Source organism: Pseudomonas sp. B21-015, from assembly GCF_024749285.1.
Taxonomy (GTDB): domain Bacteria; phylum Pseudomonadota; class Gammaproteobacteria; order Pseudomonadales; family Pseudomonadaceae; genus Aquipseudomonas.
The window spans coordinates 3,925,495-3,941,703 of sequence record NZ_CP087196.1; the positions used below are offsets into that span (position 1 = coordinate 3,925,495).

The following is a 16,209-nucleotide window of genomic DNA, read 5'->3' on the forward strand; positions in this document are numbered from 1 at the left end:
GTGTCCCTAACCAAGGAATGACCCGAGAATTCAAGGATTCAGATTGATGTCAATTTCCATCGCGAGTTTCTTCTACCCTTATTCAAAGTTCCTCCATGGCGCTGCCTACAACCTGCACCAGATTTTGGAAGGCCTGGGCGTCGTGTCATCGAGCTTCACCGAGCGTGACGACGCTGGAAAGATCATCGGCGGCTACTGGTCGCCCGATGAAGCTATGGTGATCACGCTGGGCTATCTGGTGATGCTGTCACTGCTGCTGATTCCCTTGCTGTCAGCAGCAGCCTATACGGTGGGCAAGAAGCGGGGCCTGCTCATCTTCTTCGCACTCTTGTTCCTGCCGGGTGTGTTGAACTGCCTAGGCCTATTCCCCATCATCAATTACCTGCCCACCCGTTACACCATCCATGGTGTGGGGAACCTGGGCAGCGAGGTCGGGCTAATTCCCCTGTTGATGCTATGCGCCATCACCGGATGGGTCGTCATGGTTCTTGTCTATGACAACCTCAACCTCACCGAACGTTTCCGCCAGATCTACGATCACTTCTGGTTCCCACTGGCCTTGGTCGCAGCGGTGTTTTTCGTGGCGGACAACGGCGCCAACGAAGACGCCACATTGCTGAAGGGGGCGACGGCGAACATCCAGGATGCCAGCGGTTACTTGTTGGGCCAAATCAGGCGCTACGACGACTACTGTAAGGCCAATGGCTTGGATGACCTGAGGTCGTGCCAGTGGAGCCGCTATTCGCAGTGGACCTTTACACACATCAAGGAAGGCGAAGCCGGCTACTTCATCGAATTCGCACCGGATGATTCCAAAGGGTTTTACTCCGCGAGTCGCAGGACCGTAAGCGATGAGGATGTGATCGCCATTCGCACAGAGATCGCCGAATACAATCAACGGTTGTGCCCTGTGAAGTACTTTTCCAGTGACCTCTCGAAGTCATCGCCGCTCTCCAGCACCTGTGAGTATGTCCCCCACCACTATTGCTTGGCCAAACCTGATGGTCCGCCGGGTCTTGTGGACGACGGTATCGGCAGCCACACCGTGGCCTTGGCCAGCGAATGCATCATCCCCCGGCTCGCCGCTGCCAAGCCTTACTTGAAGCAGCTGTCGGCGTTGGTCAGCCAACATGACAAAGCCAAGAATCATCGTTGGCTGTATTTCCTCGCCGTCGCTGTAGCGATCGGAGCAAAAGTGGCCCTGGCCACCACCAAGCTATGCCTGATTGATGCGCGACCTTCGGCTGACAGGCGTCGCGTCCTACGGGCTGTACGGTACCGCCTGGGCCAGTGCGTCCGTTTACTGAAGCGCCTCAGCCATTGGGCATGGTTCGCTGCAACCCGCCTATCCAAGCTGTTCAAATGGGTATAGCCCGGCCGGACTGACATTCGCGACGACATTTGCTGACCGATGCAGGAGAGGTGCGCTTGTAAAGCGCAGAAACTCGGGCACAACCGGTCTCTGGATGAAACAGCTGGCTGCGACCGGTCTGGCAGTTAGTTGAGCAGGCTATGCGGCCCGAATAACACCGGAGACGGTTGCGATCCGTCTGTTTCGAACATTTGTCTACTATTGGCCGGTCGCTGGCTTTCGCGCACGACAGCTACCGGTCGATTCTGTTGAAAAAGTCGGCTTCGATTTCCACGGCAGAAAAGTACGCGCCTGAGGTTGAAATCTGTGTATTGGGCAGAAGGTTCAGGACTCGGATTTCACGTGGCAGCGTGCAAAAGAGGTGTTTTCACCCATCAATATTCGAGCGTTTTGGGAAAACCGACTTTCTCAACAGAATCGGCCAATAACGGACGTTCGGATCAGGCCTGCTTTCTGCTACACACGCAAAGAGCCGCCTCAGGAAGCCCTGTCCGCATTGCCAGGAAAGCACCATTTGCTACTTGGCTTGATCAGAGTGTCCATCGGCACCGGAACTTCTCATGCTGATTGTCTGCGCCAAGTGCCGGGTGATGTGCCGAACTGGCGTTTGAATGCGCGACTGAACGCGGCTTCAGACTCGTAGCCAACTGCAAAGCCAATTTGCGCCACATTGCCGCGACCTTCGCGCAGGTGTTGAGCCGCCACGTGCATACGCCAGAGCGTCAGGTATTGCATCGGTGGCTGTCCGACCAATGCCGTGAATCGCTCCGCAAATACCGAGCGCGACATGCCCACTTCAAGAGCCAGGGCTTCTGCAGTCCAGCCCCCGGTTGGACGAGCATGGAGCAGCGCCAGCGCGCGTCCAATATGCGGATCTCGCAAACCCGCCATACTTGATTCGTGAAATGCCGCCGACTTCTGGCGACTGAATAACTTCCCTCGCCGGCATGGGCGCAATGCTCAGGTCACTGCCAAAGGAATGAGCGTCATTGCGAGGAAGCAGAACGAGTTCGCCTGCCCCCACGTCGAGGGTGGCACCACCGTCTATTCGTATTTTCATGTGCCCCGCGGCGGGTTTGACCTGGTCGGCTATCATGGGTGAGTTACTTGAAACGACCCGGTGTAGACGTTTTTGAACGTCCGCATAGGGTTGTGGATTCAACCGGTGGACGCAACAGGCTGCTTACTCTTGCCTGACAATATCGACCGAGATCTCCACCGCCGCAATCGTGCCTCTGTTCTCAAGCCAGTGTGTGGTGTTCCTGTCCTCGGGCCAACCCACGCCCGGCCCATAATCCGTGGCGACGCCATTTCGATGGTCAGTGATCGTTCCTTGCAGGATGTAAACGGTGCCGGGTCTGTCTTTATGGTTGTGAATCGGCCCGAAGACGCCTCCAGGCTCGATGGTCACCATGCGCATTCTAAGTTGGCGCCCTGCCATGCCCTCGATCTCAGGGCCGAGGTCAACCGTTGCAAGTAACTTCACCGCAACACCTTTCGTTTCAGGTGCCACCTGTTCGTTGCTCATAGTGCTCTCCTCTCTGAACATACAGCGCCTGAAATCCACCCGACAACGGTCGCAGCCAAGCCCTGAGCGACGCTGGTTAACGCTCCAGAGCCGCTTCGATCGCTGCGATGTCGATCTTTGTCATCCCCATCATGGCGTCGAACGCGCGCTTGGCCGCCGCTCGATCAGGATTGGTTATCGCAGCCGTCAGAACGCGTGGCGTGATCTGCCACGACAGTCCCCACGGGTCCTTGCACCAGCCGCATACGCTTTCCTGGCCGCCGTTTCCAACAATCGCGCTCCACAAGCGGTCGGTTTCTGCCTGATCGTCGGTCGCCACCTGGAACGAGAAAGCCTCGTTGTGCTTGATACCCGGCCCGCCGTTCAGCCCGAGACAAGGGATGCCCATCACCGTGAATTCGACCGTCAAGACATCGCCCTGTTTGCCCGCCGGATAGTCGCCAGGCGCGCGAAGGACAGCCCCCACAGCACTGTCCGGGAACGTCTCGGCGTAGAACTTCGCAGCGTCCAGCGCGGTGCCGTCGTACCAGAGGCAAATCGTGTTCTTGCTGATCATCCTGGTTCTCCAGAATCGGGACTGATACATGCATTCTAGCAGCGCAGGTAACCGGACGATTTCGGCAACATCGCGCTCGAAGGCACCACAACCCCATGGGCAAACCCGATCATAGCGCTCTATGATTGAACCCCATGACGACCTCTCTTCCGATCCGCCAACCCTGCCCTCCCGGTGCCTGCATCTGCGAGCGTGAGCAGCTGCTGGAAACCCCCGGCACGGACCTGCGCATCCTGAGCCTGACCCAGTCGGAAGAGAAGCGCCTGATCGAACGCCTGGAAAACCTCCAGAGCCTGAGCGACCTCGAGCGTCTGCAACGCCGGATGTACGAGCAGTTGGGCCTGCGCGTGGAGATCGTTCCGGGCTTCAATGAAGTGCGCACCATGCGCGGCATCAACATCACCCTCGGCGAACTGCCGGGCCTGTGCCGTAAAACCCGTCAGTCGATCCCGGCGGCAATTCGTCGAGGGCTGGAGAAGCATCCGGAAGTCGCCTACGAGCTGCTCAATGCCAACGACTTGTTGCGTGATGCCTGATGGCTTGCTCCGTTATCCCGATACGTTCGCTCGAATGCCCTGAAACAGGATCAGCGGTCGCACGCGCGACACGGTCCGCTGCTATGCCTTCTGATGGGAGAACAGGTTTCAGGCCAGCCAGGACGGAGCTGGAAACTCAGGCGTGACCGTGGCCCCGGCGCCAGCCAGGAACGCGAAGATAAAAGGTGCCAGTCCGTAGCAGGAGGTGGCAGATGTTATTCATGGTCCGTTGGTCCATCAGTCCGCAACAACGTAACAGCGCGATCGAACGTTTTCTCAAGACCGGTGGCGCCCCACCCGCAGGCGTCACCATGCTGGGGCGCTGGCATGCCGTCGGCGGCTCCAGCGGTGTGGGCATTGCCGAGGCCAGTGATCCGGTGGCGATTCAGAAGTGGGTGCTGGAATGGAGCGACCTGATGAACATGGAAGTCCACGCCGCATTGACCGATGAACAGGTGGCGCCGCTGCTCGCAGCCGCGGTCGGCAAGCAATAGTCGTCCAGGCGGCGAGTGCCTCTCGCCGCCTTCCTGCTGATTCACTACGTTTTCATCCCGATCCGCCGCCGCATCTCGGCGGTAATCGTCTGCCGGGTTTTCTTCAGGTCGGCCCAGGGTTCATCGCCCACCTCGGCCAGGCGCTCATGCACAGTGTGCAGGTTCCACTGATTGGCGCCCTTGAGCTCGGCCACTTCTTCGCGAAAGACCGGCACCGACACCGGCAGCCCTTCGCGGGTGCGCACGGCGTAGGCGCAAATCGTGGTGGCGCCCAGGCCGTTGCGCAGGTAATCGATGAAGATGCGCCCAACCCGGTTTTTCGGCCCCGACACCGCAGAAAAACGTTCCGGCAGCAACTTGGCCATGTGGCTGACAATCGCGTGGCTGAAGTCCTTGACCTCGTCCCAACCGTGCTTGCGGGTCAGCGGTACGACCAGGTGAATCCCCTTGCCGCCGCTGGTCTTGAGAAACGCCTTGAGCCCCAGCTCATCCAGCACCGTGAGGGTCAGCCGAGTCGCTTCAATCATGCTCTTCCAGGGCAGCGCCGGGTCCGGGTCAAGGTCGAGGACGAAGCGGTCGGGTTTGTCCAGATCGACCGATGTGGCGTTCCAGGTGTGCAGCTCCACCGTGCCCATCTGCACCGCGCCGATCAGGGCTTTGGCGTTGTTGATGACCATCATCGGTTGGCCCGTCAGTGCCTTGTCCAGGATGGCGATTCCGGGAATGGCCAGACGCTCTGAGTTTTTCTGAAAGAACAATTCGCCGGCGATGCCGTCCGGTGCACGCACCAGCGCCACCGGCCGGTCCTTGAGCTGCGGCAGGATCCACTCGGCGACGCTGGTGTAATACTCCGCCAGTTGCATCTTGGTGGTACCGCTGCTGGCATCGATCACCCGATCCGGGTGCGTAATGCGCACTTTGCCCTGCCCCAGGCCGACTTGTGAGGGTGCGGGTGCGTCTTGGGCGGTTGTCTTTTTAGCGGCTGCAGTTTTCATGGCTTTCGCACGCTCCTCGGTGATGCCTTCAGCAGGCTTGTCCTCACGTAGCCCATGGAACACGGCCTGGCGTACCGAGCCGTCCTTGGTCATCTCGGCAAAAGCCACTTCCGCCAGCAGAACGGGTTTGAGCCAATGCACACCCTTGGCTTCACCACCGGTGGGCGGGTTGACCACCGACGGCTTTTTCGTCTGCAGCGGCTTCAGTTGTTCGTAAAGACGCTTGAGGGTCGCCTCGTTGAACCCGGTGCCGACCTTGCCCGCATAGCGCAAACCGCCGCTGTCGCGGTCGTGCAGCCCCAGCAACAACGCGCCAAAGGCACTGCGAGAGCCTTGGGGATTGGTGAAGCCGACCACGACGAATTCCTGTCGATGCTTGCACTTGAGTTTGATCCAGTCACTGCTGCGTCGGGACACGTAAGGTGAACCCAGGCGCTTGCCGATCAGCCCTTCCATCTGCATTTTGCAGGCGCTGCTGAGCAACGCCTCCGGGGATTCGCCGAAGGCGTCGGAGAATCGCAATTGCGGGTTTTCATTGGGCTTGAGCACGGTCGCCAGTGCGGCCCTGCGCTCTTCGACGGGCACTTCGCGCAGGTCCACGCCATTGAGGTAGGGCACATCGAAGAGGTAGTAGACGATATTCCCGCTACGGCCGGTATCGAACGCGTTTTGCAGCGCCTGAAAATCCGGAACGCCCTGCTCGTTCGCCACCACCATTTCGCCGTCGAGCCAGGCCGATTCCAGCCCCAATGCCGCCAACGCCTTGGCTTGCCCGGGCAATTTGTGGGTCCAGTCGTGACCGTTGCGAGTGAAGAGTTTGACCTCATCGTGGTCGATGCGCGCCATGACCCGGTAGCCGTCGAACTTGACCTCGTAGCTCCATTCGCCATCCGGAGCGGATTCGACCAGCGTTGCCAATTCGGGTTTGATCAGCTCCGGTAGCCAGGCTTTGCGGGCGCCCGTCAGTTGTGGCGACTTGTCCTTGAGCGCCCTCGCCGCTGGCTTTTTGACGGGATCGGGTTTCGACTTGGCGACGATGGCGCGGTCACTGAGCACGCTGTCGGGCTCGGCGGCGACCACGTCATATTCGCTTTCAGGTCTGGCCGCGCTGTCCTGATGCTTGATCAGAAACCATTGCTCCTGCTTGCCCGGCATGTGCGTGCGCACGAGGTTCCACAGGCCGCCGAGTTTTTCCCCTAGCAGCTCGAATTTCAGTCGTCCCTTGGCGTATGCCTTGGCCGGATCATCCTGGGGAATCCACACCCCGCGGTCCCAGACGATCACCTCGCCGGCGCCGTAATGCCCTTCGGGAATGGTGCCCTCGAACGTGGCGTAATCGAGTGGATGGTCTTCGACGTGAATCGCCAGGCGCTTGACCTTGGGGTCCAGCGACGGGCCTTTCGGCACAGCCCAACTTTTCAGCGCGCCATCGAGTTCCAGGCGAAAGTCATAGTGCAGGTGCGAGGCGTCATGTTTCTGAATGCAGAACTGCAGCGCATGCGCTTTGCCTTGTCGCCGGCCTTTGGCGGGTTTGGAAACACCGGCAGGCTCTGGACTTTTTTCGAAGTTCCTCATGTTGTTGTACTTTTCGAGCGGCTTGTCCATGGCGCCCTCCACAGGGTTTATGACTGAATCAAACCGTTATAGTCATGAGACCCCGGATGAGTGCGCGAAGGTTCAGTAGCCTTGCAAAACTTGCCCCGTGGTTCCGCCAAACGACAAGGCCCGGCGATTGGCCGGGCCTTGTCGTTGCAGGGCTTGCGAAACACTCGCTTTTTTATCAGGTGAGCGGTTTGCGCAGCAGGATATCGACCGCGAAGACGCCCAGGACGGTCCCGGACACCCAGCGTTGGGTGCGCATGGCAGAGGGTCGCGTGGCCAGATATCCGCTGACCCGGGAGGCGGCGAGGACGATCATGCCGTTCACTGTGACGGCAATGGTGATCTGTACCAGCCCCATCTGGATGAATTGCTGGAAGGTAGACCCTGCGGAAGGGTCGATGAACTGGGGAATCAGCGCGGAATACATCAGCGCAATCTTCGGATTCAGCAGGTTCGTCACCAGCCCCATCGTGAACAGCCGTCTCGGCGAGTGAGGTGGCAGTTCGCGCGCCTCGAAGGGGGAGGTCCCCCTGGGCTTCAGCATGTTCCAGGCCAGGTAGCCCAGATAGAATGCGCCTGCGATCCTGACGAAATCGTAGGCCACTGGCACCGCCTTGAACAAGGCCGCCAGCCCCAGTCCCGCAGCCAGCAGGTAGCACACGAAGCCTAGCGCCACACCCGCCAGCGAAATCATCCCGGCCAGCCGCCCTTGGGAAATCGCCCGCGAGGTCAGGTAGACCATATTGGGACCCGGTGTCAGAACCATGCCCAAGGAGATGATGGCCACACCGGCCAGGTTTTCCAGCGCCATCATTAGCGTGCTCCTTCATTCAAAGGGGATTTGTCGGCCCGCTGCGGCTCGAGCCAGCCGAGACTGCCGCGGAACAGCGCATGCTGAGCGCGCTGTGCCACTGGCCGAACCACGATTTCGTCGACATTGACATGGGCGGGTTGATCGGCAACCCAAGCCACAACCTGGGCGACATCGTCCGCGCTCAAAGGCCGGTCGACATCATTGTAGATGGCGCTGACCCGTTCGGCGTCGCCGCGAAAACGATTCAAGGAAAACTCTGGCGTATGCACCATCCCGGGAAGCACCTCGGTGATGCGCACCGGTACGCCCTTCATCTCCAGTCGCAAGGAATGGGTCAGCGCGCGCTGAGCACTCTTGGCCGCGCAATAGCCGCCTCCCCCCTCATAACCGGCTAGCGCAGCCGTAGAGGTAATATTGACGATGCACCCTTGGGATGCAATGAGCCGAGGCAACATCAGTTGGGTCATCCGCAAAGTCCCCAGTACGTTGCTGTTGAACATGTTCGTCCAATCCTCGGCACTGGCCGTGTCTACCGCATCCAGGCCGATCGCACCGCCCGCACAGTTGACTAGAAGATCGCACTCGCAAATCTGCACCAAGTCCTCTTCTCGCGCTTGTGTCACATCCAGCAAAATGGCGTGTCCGCCGGTTTCGCCGGCAATCCGCTCGAGCCGATCCCCCCTGCGCGCCACAAGGAATACCCGCCAGCCACGACTGGCCAAGGTACGGCCGCATGCCTCGCCAATACCACTGCTGGCACCTGTAACAACGGCTGTTTTCAAGATTGAGCCCCCCATGACTCGGATAACTGTTCGAAGATCATCCCCACGTCACGTACCAACGCGGGGCGATCGAAGCTGCGCAGGCGAAGGCGAGTGCCAGCGCCTTCATAAACACCGCTGGCGAAGCGATCCAGGTTCTGCGGCTGAGCCCAGTACAGGGTACCCAAGCCATCGCGCGGCGAGCTGTTGCGGCGGGCGATCACCCATGCACCCCGCTCGGGGTGCAATGGCCTGCCCTCCTTACTAAGGCTGCGCGCAAGATCCCTGTAGCGGGTAGACGCCCCTGTCTGGAGTTCCCACGCGATCCCCAGCAGGTCGATATCCCTCACCTCTCGCCAGAGGAACGGGATTTCGGCGCCACCGACCCGGGCACCGATTTCCAGGAACAGCCATCTGTCATCCAGGTCGAACAGTTCGAGGTGGAAGACGATTTCTCGCTCAGGCGCGAAGACTGCCAGCAGTTGCTCGACGCGCCCCGCAATTCGCTGTTCGTCGTCGCCCTCCTCGAGCTCGATGCTACCCAGCGGGCTGTCCGGACCGAAATCGGCACAGCTGTTCACATAACGCGACGCCGTGACCACCACAATCCGTTGCCCATCCCACCAGCCGTCTACGTGCAGGATGGGGGCCGCGCAGTAAGCCTGGACCATCATCGGCTCCGTTGCCTGCCGGATCTGATCAAGATCCCCTGGGCCGCGAAGGAATTTTACCCCGCGACTCGCCGTGCCATAGCGCGGCTTGAGCACCAGCGGATAGCCGTGTTCGGCCGCCAGTCGCTCCACCGCTTCGCGGGAATCGGCGGGCGAGGCAGGCAGCACGCCGATCGACGTTTGCCGGCCAGCGACCTCCAGCATGGTGAGCTTGTCGCGGAACCGCTCGGTCCAGGCGACAAGATCTCCCGGTATCTGCCATCGCTCGCGGATAGAAGCCGCATTGAGCAGGTCGCCCTCATTAAGGGCAACCACCAGCGCTGGAACGCCATGCTGCTCGACCAAACGCTCAGCCTCGACCATGACCGCCTCAGCATCGTCCAGTGAGGCGAGCGTCGAGCTTGACGCCAGACGCTCGCTCGGCAGGGACGCGCGGGATTCGGGCGTGCAGATCGCCCGAATCTGCATTCCTGCAGGCAGTTCGTATCGGTCATAGAGCGCTTGGCAGCCGACCCAACGGTGCAAGCACAGGACATATCTCATGCCGTGGGGTCCACGATGAAGTGGACCGCTTCCACCAGTTCGTCGCCGATCCGAACGGCCTCCTCGCGCGAGGAGCCTGTTGCCAGGACATACCCTGAAACGCAGTCGGCAACGGTGTCGAGCGGAGGAATCTTGTCGCCCTCATGCTTCTGGATGACGACGGCACGCTCGGCTGCACCCAGCTCAAACAGGAACGGCAGGAACACCAGTGGCGTCTCGCCTGGCTTGGTATGGCGCACATCGACATCAGGCTTGAGATCGAGCTCGACCTTTCTGACCTTGCCAGGCGTCGGTACGAAGAACTGGATCGCGGCACCCGCTATCGGCTCGGGCGACACATCCGGCAGGGTGTCGATACCCAGTGGCACCGTCAGGAACATGCGGTTCAGGTCCAGGCCGAACGCACGCCGCACCAGTTCCGGGGCACCCGAGCCCGCCAGGCGAGCGTGGGATTCGAGTACACGAGGACCTTTCGGGGTCAGCACGAACTCGCTGTGGGAAGGCCCCTCCTCCAGCTCTACGGCGTCGAGCAGGCGGCAGGTCATTTCCTTCAGCTCGCTCAGCCATTTTTTGGCCTCAGTGCTCGGCGTACTGACCTCCCACTCTACGTATTTGTCGTTCATGCGGTACTGGGAGTAACCAATCGGAAGGTGGCGACCCTTGAACGAGAAGGAGTCGACGCTGACGACCGGCCCCTCCAGGTACTCCTCGATGATGATGTGCTTGACGTCGGCATCCTGAAGCGCCTGCCAAGCCTTGGAAGCGGAGGCTTCGTCATCGCAGGGATGGATGTGCAGGCTGGCTACGCCTTCGGCTGGTTTGAGAACCGACTTGCCATGCTCTTTGACGAACGTGATGGCATCCTGCGCACTGGTGACATGGCGATAAGCTACCGGGCTCAGGTTGTGCTCGACCAGCAACTCGCGCATGGCCACTTTGTCCTTGAGCAGGCGCGCAGTCTTATAGGAAACCCCGGTGAGGCCGAAGTGATCAACCACCTTGCCCGTCGACTCGCCCGCCACTTCGGTGGTGGTAATGATGCGATCGAACGGACGTTCGCGGTGCAGGGGCTCGAGGACCTTGATAATGGCCTCGGCGTCGTCAAGCCTGGCATGCACCACTTGTTCGCAATGGGCGAGGATCTCCTGCTCGTAGTCACCCTCTTGATGCACCAGTACGACGTCGATGCCCAGTTCTTTGGCACCGTGGATAGGCGCGGGACGGCCACCGACTACTGCGATACGCTTGTTCATGCATAAACTCCATGTCTATTGGGATGGTTTTTTGAAGCAAAGGATCAACTGCCGTACACCCTACGCAGCCAGCGCGCCTTGCCGTTGAGCAAAGGCTGGAACGCCTTGCGTCGGTGCAGCACGCGGGCATTTTTGAAAATGAAGAAGTCGCCTGGCTGCAGCACCACCTCTATACCCTGGGCGTCACGCAGGCACTGGCGCAGGAGCGCAAGAGCCTTTTCGCTGTCCAGGTCGAGCGCGGCCACGATGCCATCGTCAAAGCGCAAGCGATAACCGCCAGCGTCCTGCTCCAGCACCGGCAGCACCCTCGCCTCGCCATCGAAGCCCTCGTTGGAGGCGGGGGCACCAAAGGTGTAGGCAGCCTTCTGCAACTGGGCGATCGCCCAGGTGGGCAGCCGTGAAAGAACATGATCCACACAAACAATGTCGGTGGAGGCCCCTTCAAAGTTGCGCACGGCGGTGAAGGCCAGGAAGTTCGGCACGGCGGTCGCGACACTTCGGCTTTGATCGGCGAAGGGCCAGTTGGGGTTGTCGGTGTGCCAGAAAAACTCCACATCGGCGCCCCAGGAACTCGTGGTGCCCGCAGCCTCCGGGACCGGAACGACGTTTCTGACCAGCTTGCCGAAGTTTTCATACTCGACGGCATGCGGCCTGACACCCAGCAGTCGCAGCATGCCAAAGTGCAGCAGATCGAAATCAAGAACGCACTCGGCATTGGGCAGGAAGCCATTGCGTGGCGTCGCGATGTCCGTCGAGAGCGAAATGCCTCTGATCAGCAGCGCTTTGTGCGGGCTGGCAGGAAATGCGCGAATCGCCTCGACGATATCCCGTCCCAACACGGTGCCGAGCCAGTCCCCGCCGACTGTTCCCACACTGTCAGCGCAGTGTGGCGTTTCGGCCAGCCTCACGCGACAGTGCTCCAGCCCGGTCAGGTCGGGGTCATTGACGACCATCTCCTGTACCAGCGAAGCCTCCTGAACATCCATGGCCAAGACGCTCATGATTTGCGGTTCAGATATGAGGTGACCTTGGGGTCCGGACGATGGGCGAACGCCTTGGTTCGCCGGATAAACATCCCCAACGGCAGGATCAGGTAGAGCAGAACATAATCCATAGTGCACCTTCCCTAGTGTATGAAATAGTTAATCCAGCGGTACTGTCTCGCGCCAGTCGACCGCTTCCTCAAACTGAGGCTGCTCCGATTTATCGAGATAGAAATCGCCAATCGCCAGTACATCCATATTGGTACGCATGAAGCAGCGATAAGCTTCGAACGGCGTGTTCACAATGGGCTCACCGCGCACGTTGAACGAGGTGTTGACCAGTACCGGACACCCCGAACGCTGGTAGAAGCGTTCAAGCAGCGCCCGGAACCGCGGGTTGCGCTCCCGGTCCACGGTCTGCACTCTTGCCGAGAAGTCCACGTGGGTAATTGCTGGCAGATCGCTGCGCACCAACTTGAGCAAGTCGATACCGGTAAGCCGCGCACTCTCCTGTGGGATCGCCTTGCGAATGCCCTTTGCAATGGGCGAGACCACCAGCATGTAGGGGCTTTCCTCGACGATATCGAAGTAGTCAGCCGCTTTTTCCTCAAGCACCACGGGAGCGAAGGGCCGGAAGGACTCGCGAAACTTGATGCGCAGGTTCATGTTTGACTGGGTGTCCGAGCGGCGCGGATCACCCAGGATCGAACGGCTGCCAAGTGATCGCGGACCGAACTCCATCCGCCCCTGGAACCAGCCGATGACCCCGCCGTCCTCTATGCTGGTGCTCACCCGCTGGTCGAGCTCTTCCTGCGAAAGCCTGTGAAAAACAGCGCCGCAGGCTTCCAGTTCGTCCCTGATCTGCTCCTCACTGTACTCCGGCCCGAGCAATGCTCCGCTCATGCCATCACGCACGCCAGCAGGTAGCTCGCGGTTTGCTACGCGGCGATGCGTGCGGTCTGTCAGCAGCGCGGCGCCCAGCGAGCCACCCGCATCGCCAGCCGCCGGTTGCACCCACAGTCGGTCGAACGTTCGCTCACGCGAGATCACACCGTTGGCTACGCAGTTAAGGGCAACGCCCCCGGCCATGCATAGCGCTGTCTCGCCAGTGAGTTCACGGGCGGTCTTGGCCAGGCGCGAAACGACGATTTCCGTGACTTTCTGCACCGATGCCGCCAAATCGAATTCGCGATCGGTAAGGGGGGCCTCGGGCAAGCGCCGGGGGCCTCCGAACAGCTGCTCAAAGGCATCGCCCGTCATGACCTGGCCCTTGATGAACTCGAACTTGGTCCAGTCGAGTCTGAAGCTGCCATCGGGCTTCACATCGATCAGATGCGAGAGGATCGTGTCGACGTAGTGAGGCTTGCCATAAGGCGCAAGTCCCATGAGTTTGTATTCGCCGGAGTCCACCTTGAAGCCGCAGAAATAGGTGAAGGCCGAGTAGAGCAAGCCCAGCGAATGGGGAAAGGACAACTCTGCGACCAGCTCGATGCCTTCTGGCTTACCGTGCCAGAGAGTGGTCGTCGCCCATTCGCCGACACTGTCGATACACAGGATCGCGGCGCTCTCGAACGGACTGGGGAAGAACGCCGATGCAGCGTGGGACTCGTGGTGGCCATGCACTTCGATTCGGCGACCGTCCCGGTCTCCCATCGCGCTGAGATGACGCACAACCTCACGGTCCATTCGGCGCTTGGTTGATAGCCATTCGCCAAGCACCGGTGCATAGGTGCGCGCTGCCGAAAACCCGGCCACGGCTGCCGTCGAGAGCACCCGACGGAACTTGAGCGCCGGGTCTTCGTAATAGGCGACATGGTCGACATCGGCCAGGTTTATACCTGCGTACGTCAGGACATACTCAATGGCCTTACGCGGAAAACCCGGGTCATGCCGGATCCGGCTGAAGCGCTCTTCCTGGGCCGCGGCGACGATCTTGCCGTCCACAACCAGAGTGGCCGCGCTGTCGTGATAAAAGGCAGAAATGCCAAGCGTAACCGTCATAGCAGCGACCTCACTTTTTCGCGAAACTTATCCAGCATTGTTTGCTCCCTGGGTGGATTGAGCGCGACGAATCCATTACGGACGCGCGCCCAAAGTTCTTCACGGTCACGTCGAGAAAATGCGCAAAGGTAGGTATCCAGACTCGCGGCAGCCCATGCCGTATGCCCGGTGGAGATGTTGTCGATGGAGTTGTGCAGATCGACGAACATCGTCGGATAGCCGTAGGCGACCAACGCCTTGTGGGTACGCCGATAACCGCCACCTACACCGGATAGCTCCATCGCCAGGTTCAGCCCGAGAATCTCCGGGCAGTAGGTTTGGGGATACCGTCCGATTGACAACCAGAACACGGGCAGCTCGAAGTCCTCGTCGTTGAAGCACGTTGCGTTGGCGTATCCAGGGTCGGCGGTGGCCGGCAACTCGCCATGTACTGCCTTGAGCAGATGGCGGTAGATAACGGGATGGTTCTGCGCCTCGATTCCGTTGCCCAACTCATCGAAAAGCGTTTCGAACAGCCGGCTGCCATACGCCGTGGAGGCTACCGCCGGGTGGGCGAACCCGGCCAGCCAAGCCCCGTCGATCATTGTCAGCGGCGCCAGGGACAGGATATCGGCGACCACCTCATCGCGAGACGGCAGCTCTTCGTCCTGCCCCAGTGCCTGGTTGGAAGCTTCATGCTGGCCCTGCAACCACTGCTGCAAGACACCGGGAGCCCAATGCTCCGGCAACGAGCAACGCCCCTTGGCGACGCCATGGGCGGCCCGGGCCAGCCAGCTCTTCACGTAGTGACCGGCATAGGACTCATCTGACGGCGCGAGCTCCATGCGCAACATGCGCGGGTAGGCCTCTCGTGGGCTCAAACTGGCGACTAACGCTTGGGGTTCAGCGTCCTCGCGAATAGCCCCGGCGAGTATTCCGTCGTCTTTCCATACCTGGAAAGCCGCAGGCTGCATGGGCGCATCGGCGTAAGGCAAGCCGCAGATCCAGCGGTGAAGAATGGCAATATCGTCGCGACTGAAGATTCGGAACATCTTGCCCCGCGGCGAAATCAGGCTGGTGAGCAGTGGACTCGATTCCGGCTTGCCCGCCCGCACGTAGGTGCTGGCGGCAAGATGATCGAGGAACGTCAAGGAGTCGTCGACCGCGAGCAAGGGCTTCATCGGCACCTTATTCAGCCGTGTCTTGTCATGGTATTGGCAAGCATCCAGCCGACGTCGGCTAATCAGGTGGCGTGCCGCCTCTCTCGGATCGAGCCAGCGCTCAAGCACATTGAGCAGTGCTCCGTTCATCTCCTCGACTTGCCAGCGCGCCCACAGGTAGCCTTGGCGTACCCCAACGTTTGCGGCCGGTCCCATCTGCCCGAGAAATTCCCGGACGGCCACTTCAGCGAGCACGGCGAGATCGTCGGTACGACCGGCGGGGTCGTGACGCAAATCGAGAAATTGGCGGGTGGACGGCTCATTGTTGGCAATGAACTCGAACGCGGGCAGCAGCCCGCAATGGCGCAGGTAAAGGTTGACCCCCAGGATCTGGGCCGTCAGCGACTCCGGGAAATGCCCCAATACGACCAGGGCCGAGGCACAGTTGAAGGCTCCGTCCGAAATCCTTGGGTCGGCCACTGCTCGCAAGAGATCTTCGCCAGCATCTGCCAGCGCGTGCTGACGCAGCAATTCCTGGTAGCGCTGGATACGACTGGCCCCCGGTTGACCGGCACCCACATCCGCCGCATGGATACGCAGCGCTGCCATGGCATGGCGCGCTTCATTATTCCAGCTACCACAGACCCCATGAATCAGGTGCTGGCTGCCGATCAGAAAGGGAGCCGACTCCAACGCCGCCTTGGCACGCAGCGCCTGGGCATCTGCTTCGTTCGTCTCGATTGCCTGTGCCAACCTTCGGAATCCGTCGCGCCATGGCCCAAGCCGCTCGCATGCCACACTCGCCAGCCCCGCCAAGGCCGTCGCGCTGGCGAAGTCGAGGTCTGCCAAGTCCGTCCCCTGCACCGCATCCAGGCACGTGCGCAGGGTGACGGGCGTGAACATGCGCCTCGCCTCTCCCCCGGTCTCTGCCCCGAGGAAACTGGAAAAGATTTGCCTATTA

The 16,209-nt window shown here is 60.5% G+C and carries 13 protein-coding genes and 1 pseudogene; 3 read left to right on the forward strand and 11 right to left on the reverse strand.

Translation table 11 applies throughout. The features are described from left to right. Positions 1-46 precede the first annotated feature (46 nt). Positions 47-1,372 carry a hypothetical protein gene (locus tag LOY38_RS17550; protein WP_258696321.1) on the forward strand — a complete coding sequence of 442 codons (1,326 nt, stop codon included), beginning with the start codon at positions 47-49 and terminating at the stop codon, positions 1,370-1,372. A 558-nt stretch (positions 1,373-1,930) separates the two neighbouring features. Here LOY38_RS17550 and LOY38_RS17555 read toward each other — a convergent pair. The 3 genes and pseudogenes from LOY38_RS17555 to LOY38_RS17565 all read right to left on the reverse strand — a co-directional run. Further along, positions 1,931-2,444, reverse strand: a pseudogene (locus tag LOY38_RS17555) (AraC family transcriptional regulator); the annotation flags it as partial. 111 nt (positions 2,445-2,555) lie between these two features. Continuing rightward, positions 2,556-2,900 (reverse strand): cupin domain-containing protein, encoded by a 345-nt coding sequence (locus tag LOY38_RS17560; protein WP_258696322.1) that lies wholly within the window; start codon positions 2,898-2,900, stop codon positions 2,556-2,558. Between the two features lie 76 nt (positions 2,901-2,976). After that, entirely contained in the window at positions 2,977-3,456 is a 480-nt protein-coding gene (locus tag LOY38_RS17565) for a VOC family protein (RefSeq protein ID WP_258696323.1), read from the reverse strand. Between the two features lie 134 nt (positions 3,457-3,590). Here LOY38_RS17565 and LOY38_RS17570 point away from each other — a divergent pair, with 134 nt between their 5' ends. Both LOY38_RS17570 and LOY38_RS17575 read left to right on the forward strand, forming a co-directional pair. Beyond that, complete coding sequence (locus tag LOY38_RS17570; RefSeq protein ID WP_019648541.1) at positions 3,591-3,992, forward strand: hypothetical protein; 402 nt, start codon at positions 3,591-3,593, stop codon at positions 3,990-3,992. A gap of 212 nt (positions 3,993-4,204) precedes the next feature. After that, positions 4,205-4,486: a DUF3303 domain-containing protein gene (locus tag LOY38_RS17575; RefSeq protein ID WP_258696324.1), complete on the forward strand. Its 282-nt coding sequence runs from the start codon at positions 4,205-4,207 to the stop codon at positions 4,484-4,486. Between the two features lie 44 nt (positions 4,487-4,530). Here the strand turns inward: LOY38_RS17575 and ligD are convergent, their stop codons facing one another. The 8 genes from ligD to LOY38_RS17615 form a co-directional block, all read right to left on the reverse strand. After that, the gene (ligD, locus tag LOY38_RS17580; RefSeq protein ID WP_258696325.1) at positions 4,531-7,086 is read right to left on the reverse strand and encodes a DNA ligase D; all 2,556 of its coding nucleotides are present in this window, start codon (positions 7,084-7,086) and stop codon (positions 4,531-4,533) included. Positions 7,087-7,261: 175 nt separating this feature from the next. Then, positions 7,262-7,897: a LysE family translocator gene (locus LOY38_RS17585; RefSeq protein WP_258696326.1), complete on the reverse strand. Its 636-nt coding sequence runs from the start codon at positions 7,895-7,897 to the stop codon at positions 7,262-7,264. Then, on the reverse strand, positions 7,897-8,679 hold the full coding sequence (locus tag LOY38_RS17590) for an SDR family oxidoreductase (RefSeq protein WP_258696327.1): 783 nt from the start codon (positions 8,677-8,679) through the stop codon (positions 7,897-7,899). The genes LOY38_RS17585 and LOY38_RS17590 overlap by 1 nt, the downstream gene beginning before the upstream one ends. Further along, positions 8,676-9,872, reverse strand: a complete 1,197-nt coding sequence (locus LOY38_RS17595) for an acetyl-CoA carboxylase biotin carboxylase subunit family protein (RefSeq protein ID WP_258696328.1) — start codon at positions 9,870-9,872, stop codon at positions 8,676-8,678. Before LOY38_RS17595 ends, LOY38_RS17590 begins: the two co-directional genes overlap by 4 nt. Next, positions 9,869-11,125: an ATP-grasp domain-containing protein gene (locus tag LOY38_RS17600; protein ID WP_258696329.1), complete on the reverse strand. Its 1,257-nt coding sequence runs from the start codon at positions 11,123-11,125 to the stop codon at positions 9,869-9,871. The genes LOY38_RS17595 and LOY38_RS17600 overlap by 4 nt, the downstream gene beginning before the upstream one ends. Before the next feature lie 44 nt (positions 11,126-11,169). Further along, complete coding sequence (locus LOY38_RS17605) at positions 11,170-12,126, reverse strand: TauD/TfdA family dioxygenase (RefSeq protein ID WP_258696330.1); 957 nt, start codon at positions 12,124-12,126, stop codon at positions 11,170-11,172. A 141-nt stretch (positions 12,127-12,267) separates the two neighbouring features. Beyond that, complete coding sequence (locus tag LOY38_RS17610; protein WP_258696331.1) at positions 12,268-14,109, reverse strand: carbamoyltransferase; 1,842 nt, start codon at positions 14,107-14,109, stop codon at positions 12,268-12,270. Further along, the gene (locus tag LOY38_RS17615) at positions 14,106-16,151 is read right to left on the reverse strand and encodes an iron-containing redox enzyme family protein (RefSeq protein WP_258696332.1); all 2,046 of its coding nucleotides are present in this window, start codon (positions 16,149-16,151) and stop codon (positions 14,106-14,108) included. Before LOY38_RS17615 ends, LOY38_RS17610 begins: the two co-directional genes overlap by 4 nt. Positions 16,152-16,209 lie beyond the last annotated feature (58 nt).

Coding starts and splice junctions, on each gene's coding strand:
- LOY38_RS17615 (WP_258696332.1), bottom strand. CDS start 16,151: ATGTTCACGCCCGTCACCCTGCGCACGTGCCTGGATGCGGTGCAGGGG.
- LOY38_RS17565 (WP_258696323.1), bottom strand. CDS start 3,456: ATGATCAGCAAGAACACGATTTGCCTCTGGTACGACGGCACCGCGCTG.
- LOY38_RS17550 (WP_258696321.1), top strand. CDS start 47: ATGTCAATTTCCATCGCGAGTTTCTTCTACCCTTATTCAAAGTTCCTC.
- LOY38_RS17610 (WP_258696331.1), bottom strand. CDS start 14,109: ATGACGGTTACGCTTGGCATTTCTGCCTTTTATCACGACAGCGCGGCC.
- LOY38_RS17570 (WP_019648541.1), top strand. CDS start 3,591: ATGACGACCTCTCTTCCGATCCGCCAACCCTGCCCTCCCGGTGCCTGC.
- LOY38_RS17585 (WP_258696326.1), bottom strand. CDS start 7,897: ATGATGGCGCTGGAAAACCTGGCCGGTGTGGCCATCATCTCCTTGGGC.
- LOY38_RS17605 (WP_258696330.1), bottom strand. CDS start 12,126: ATGAGCGTCTTGGCCATGGATGTTCAGGAGGCTTCGCTGGTACAGGAG.
- LOY38_RS17595 (WP_258696328.1), bottom strand. CDS start 9,872: ATGAGATATGTCCTGTGCTTGCACCGTTGGGTCGGCTGCCAAGCGCTC.
- LOY38_RS17600 (WP_258696329.1), bottom strand. CDS start 11,125: ATGAACAAGCGTATCGCAGTAGTCGGTGGCCGTCCCGCGCCTATCCAC.
- LOY38_RS17560 (WP_258696322.1), bottom strand. CDS start 2,900: ATGAGCAACGAACAGGTGGCACCTGAAACGAAAGGTGTTGCGGTGAAG.
- LOY38_RS17575 (WP_258696324.1), top strand. CDS start 4,205: ATGTTATTCATGGTCCGTTGGTCCATCAGTCCGCAACAACGTAACAGC.
- ligD (WP_258696325.1), bottom strand. CDS start 7,086: ATGGACAAGCCGCTCGAAAAGTACAACAACATGAGGAACTTCGAAAAA.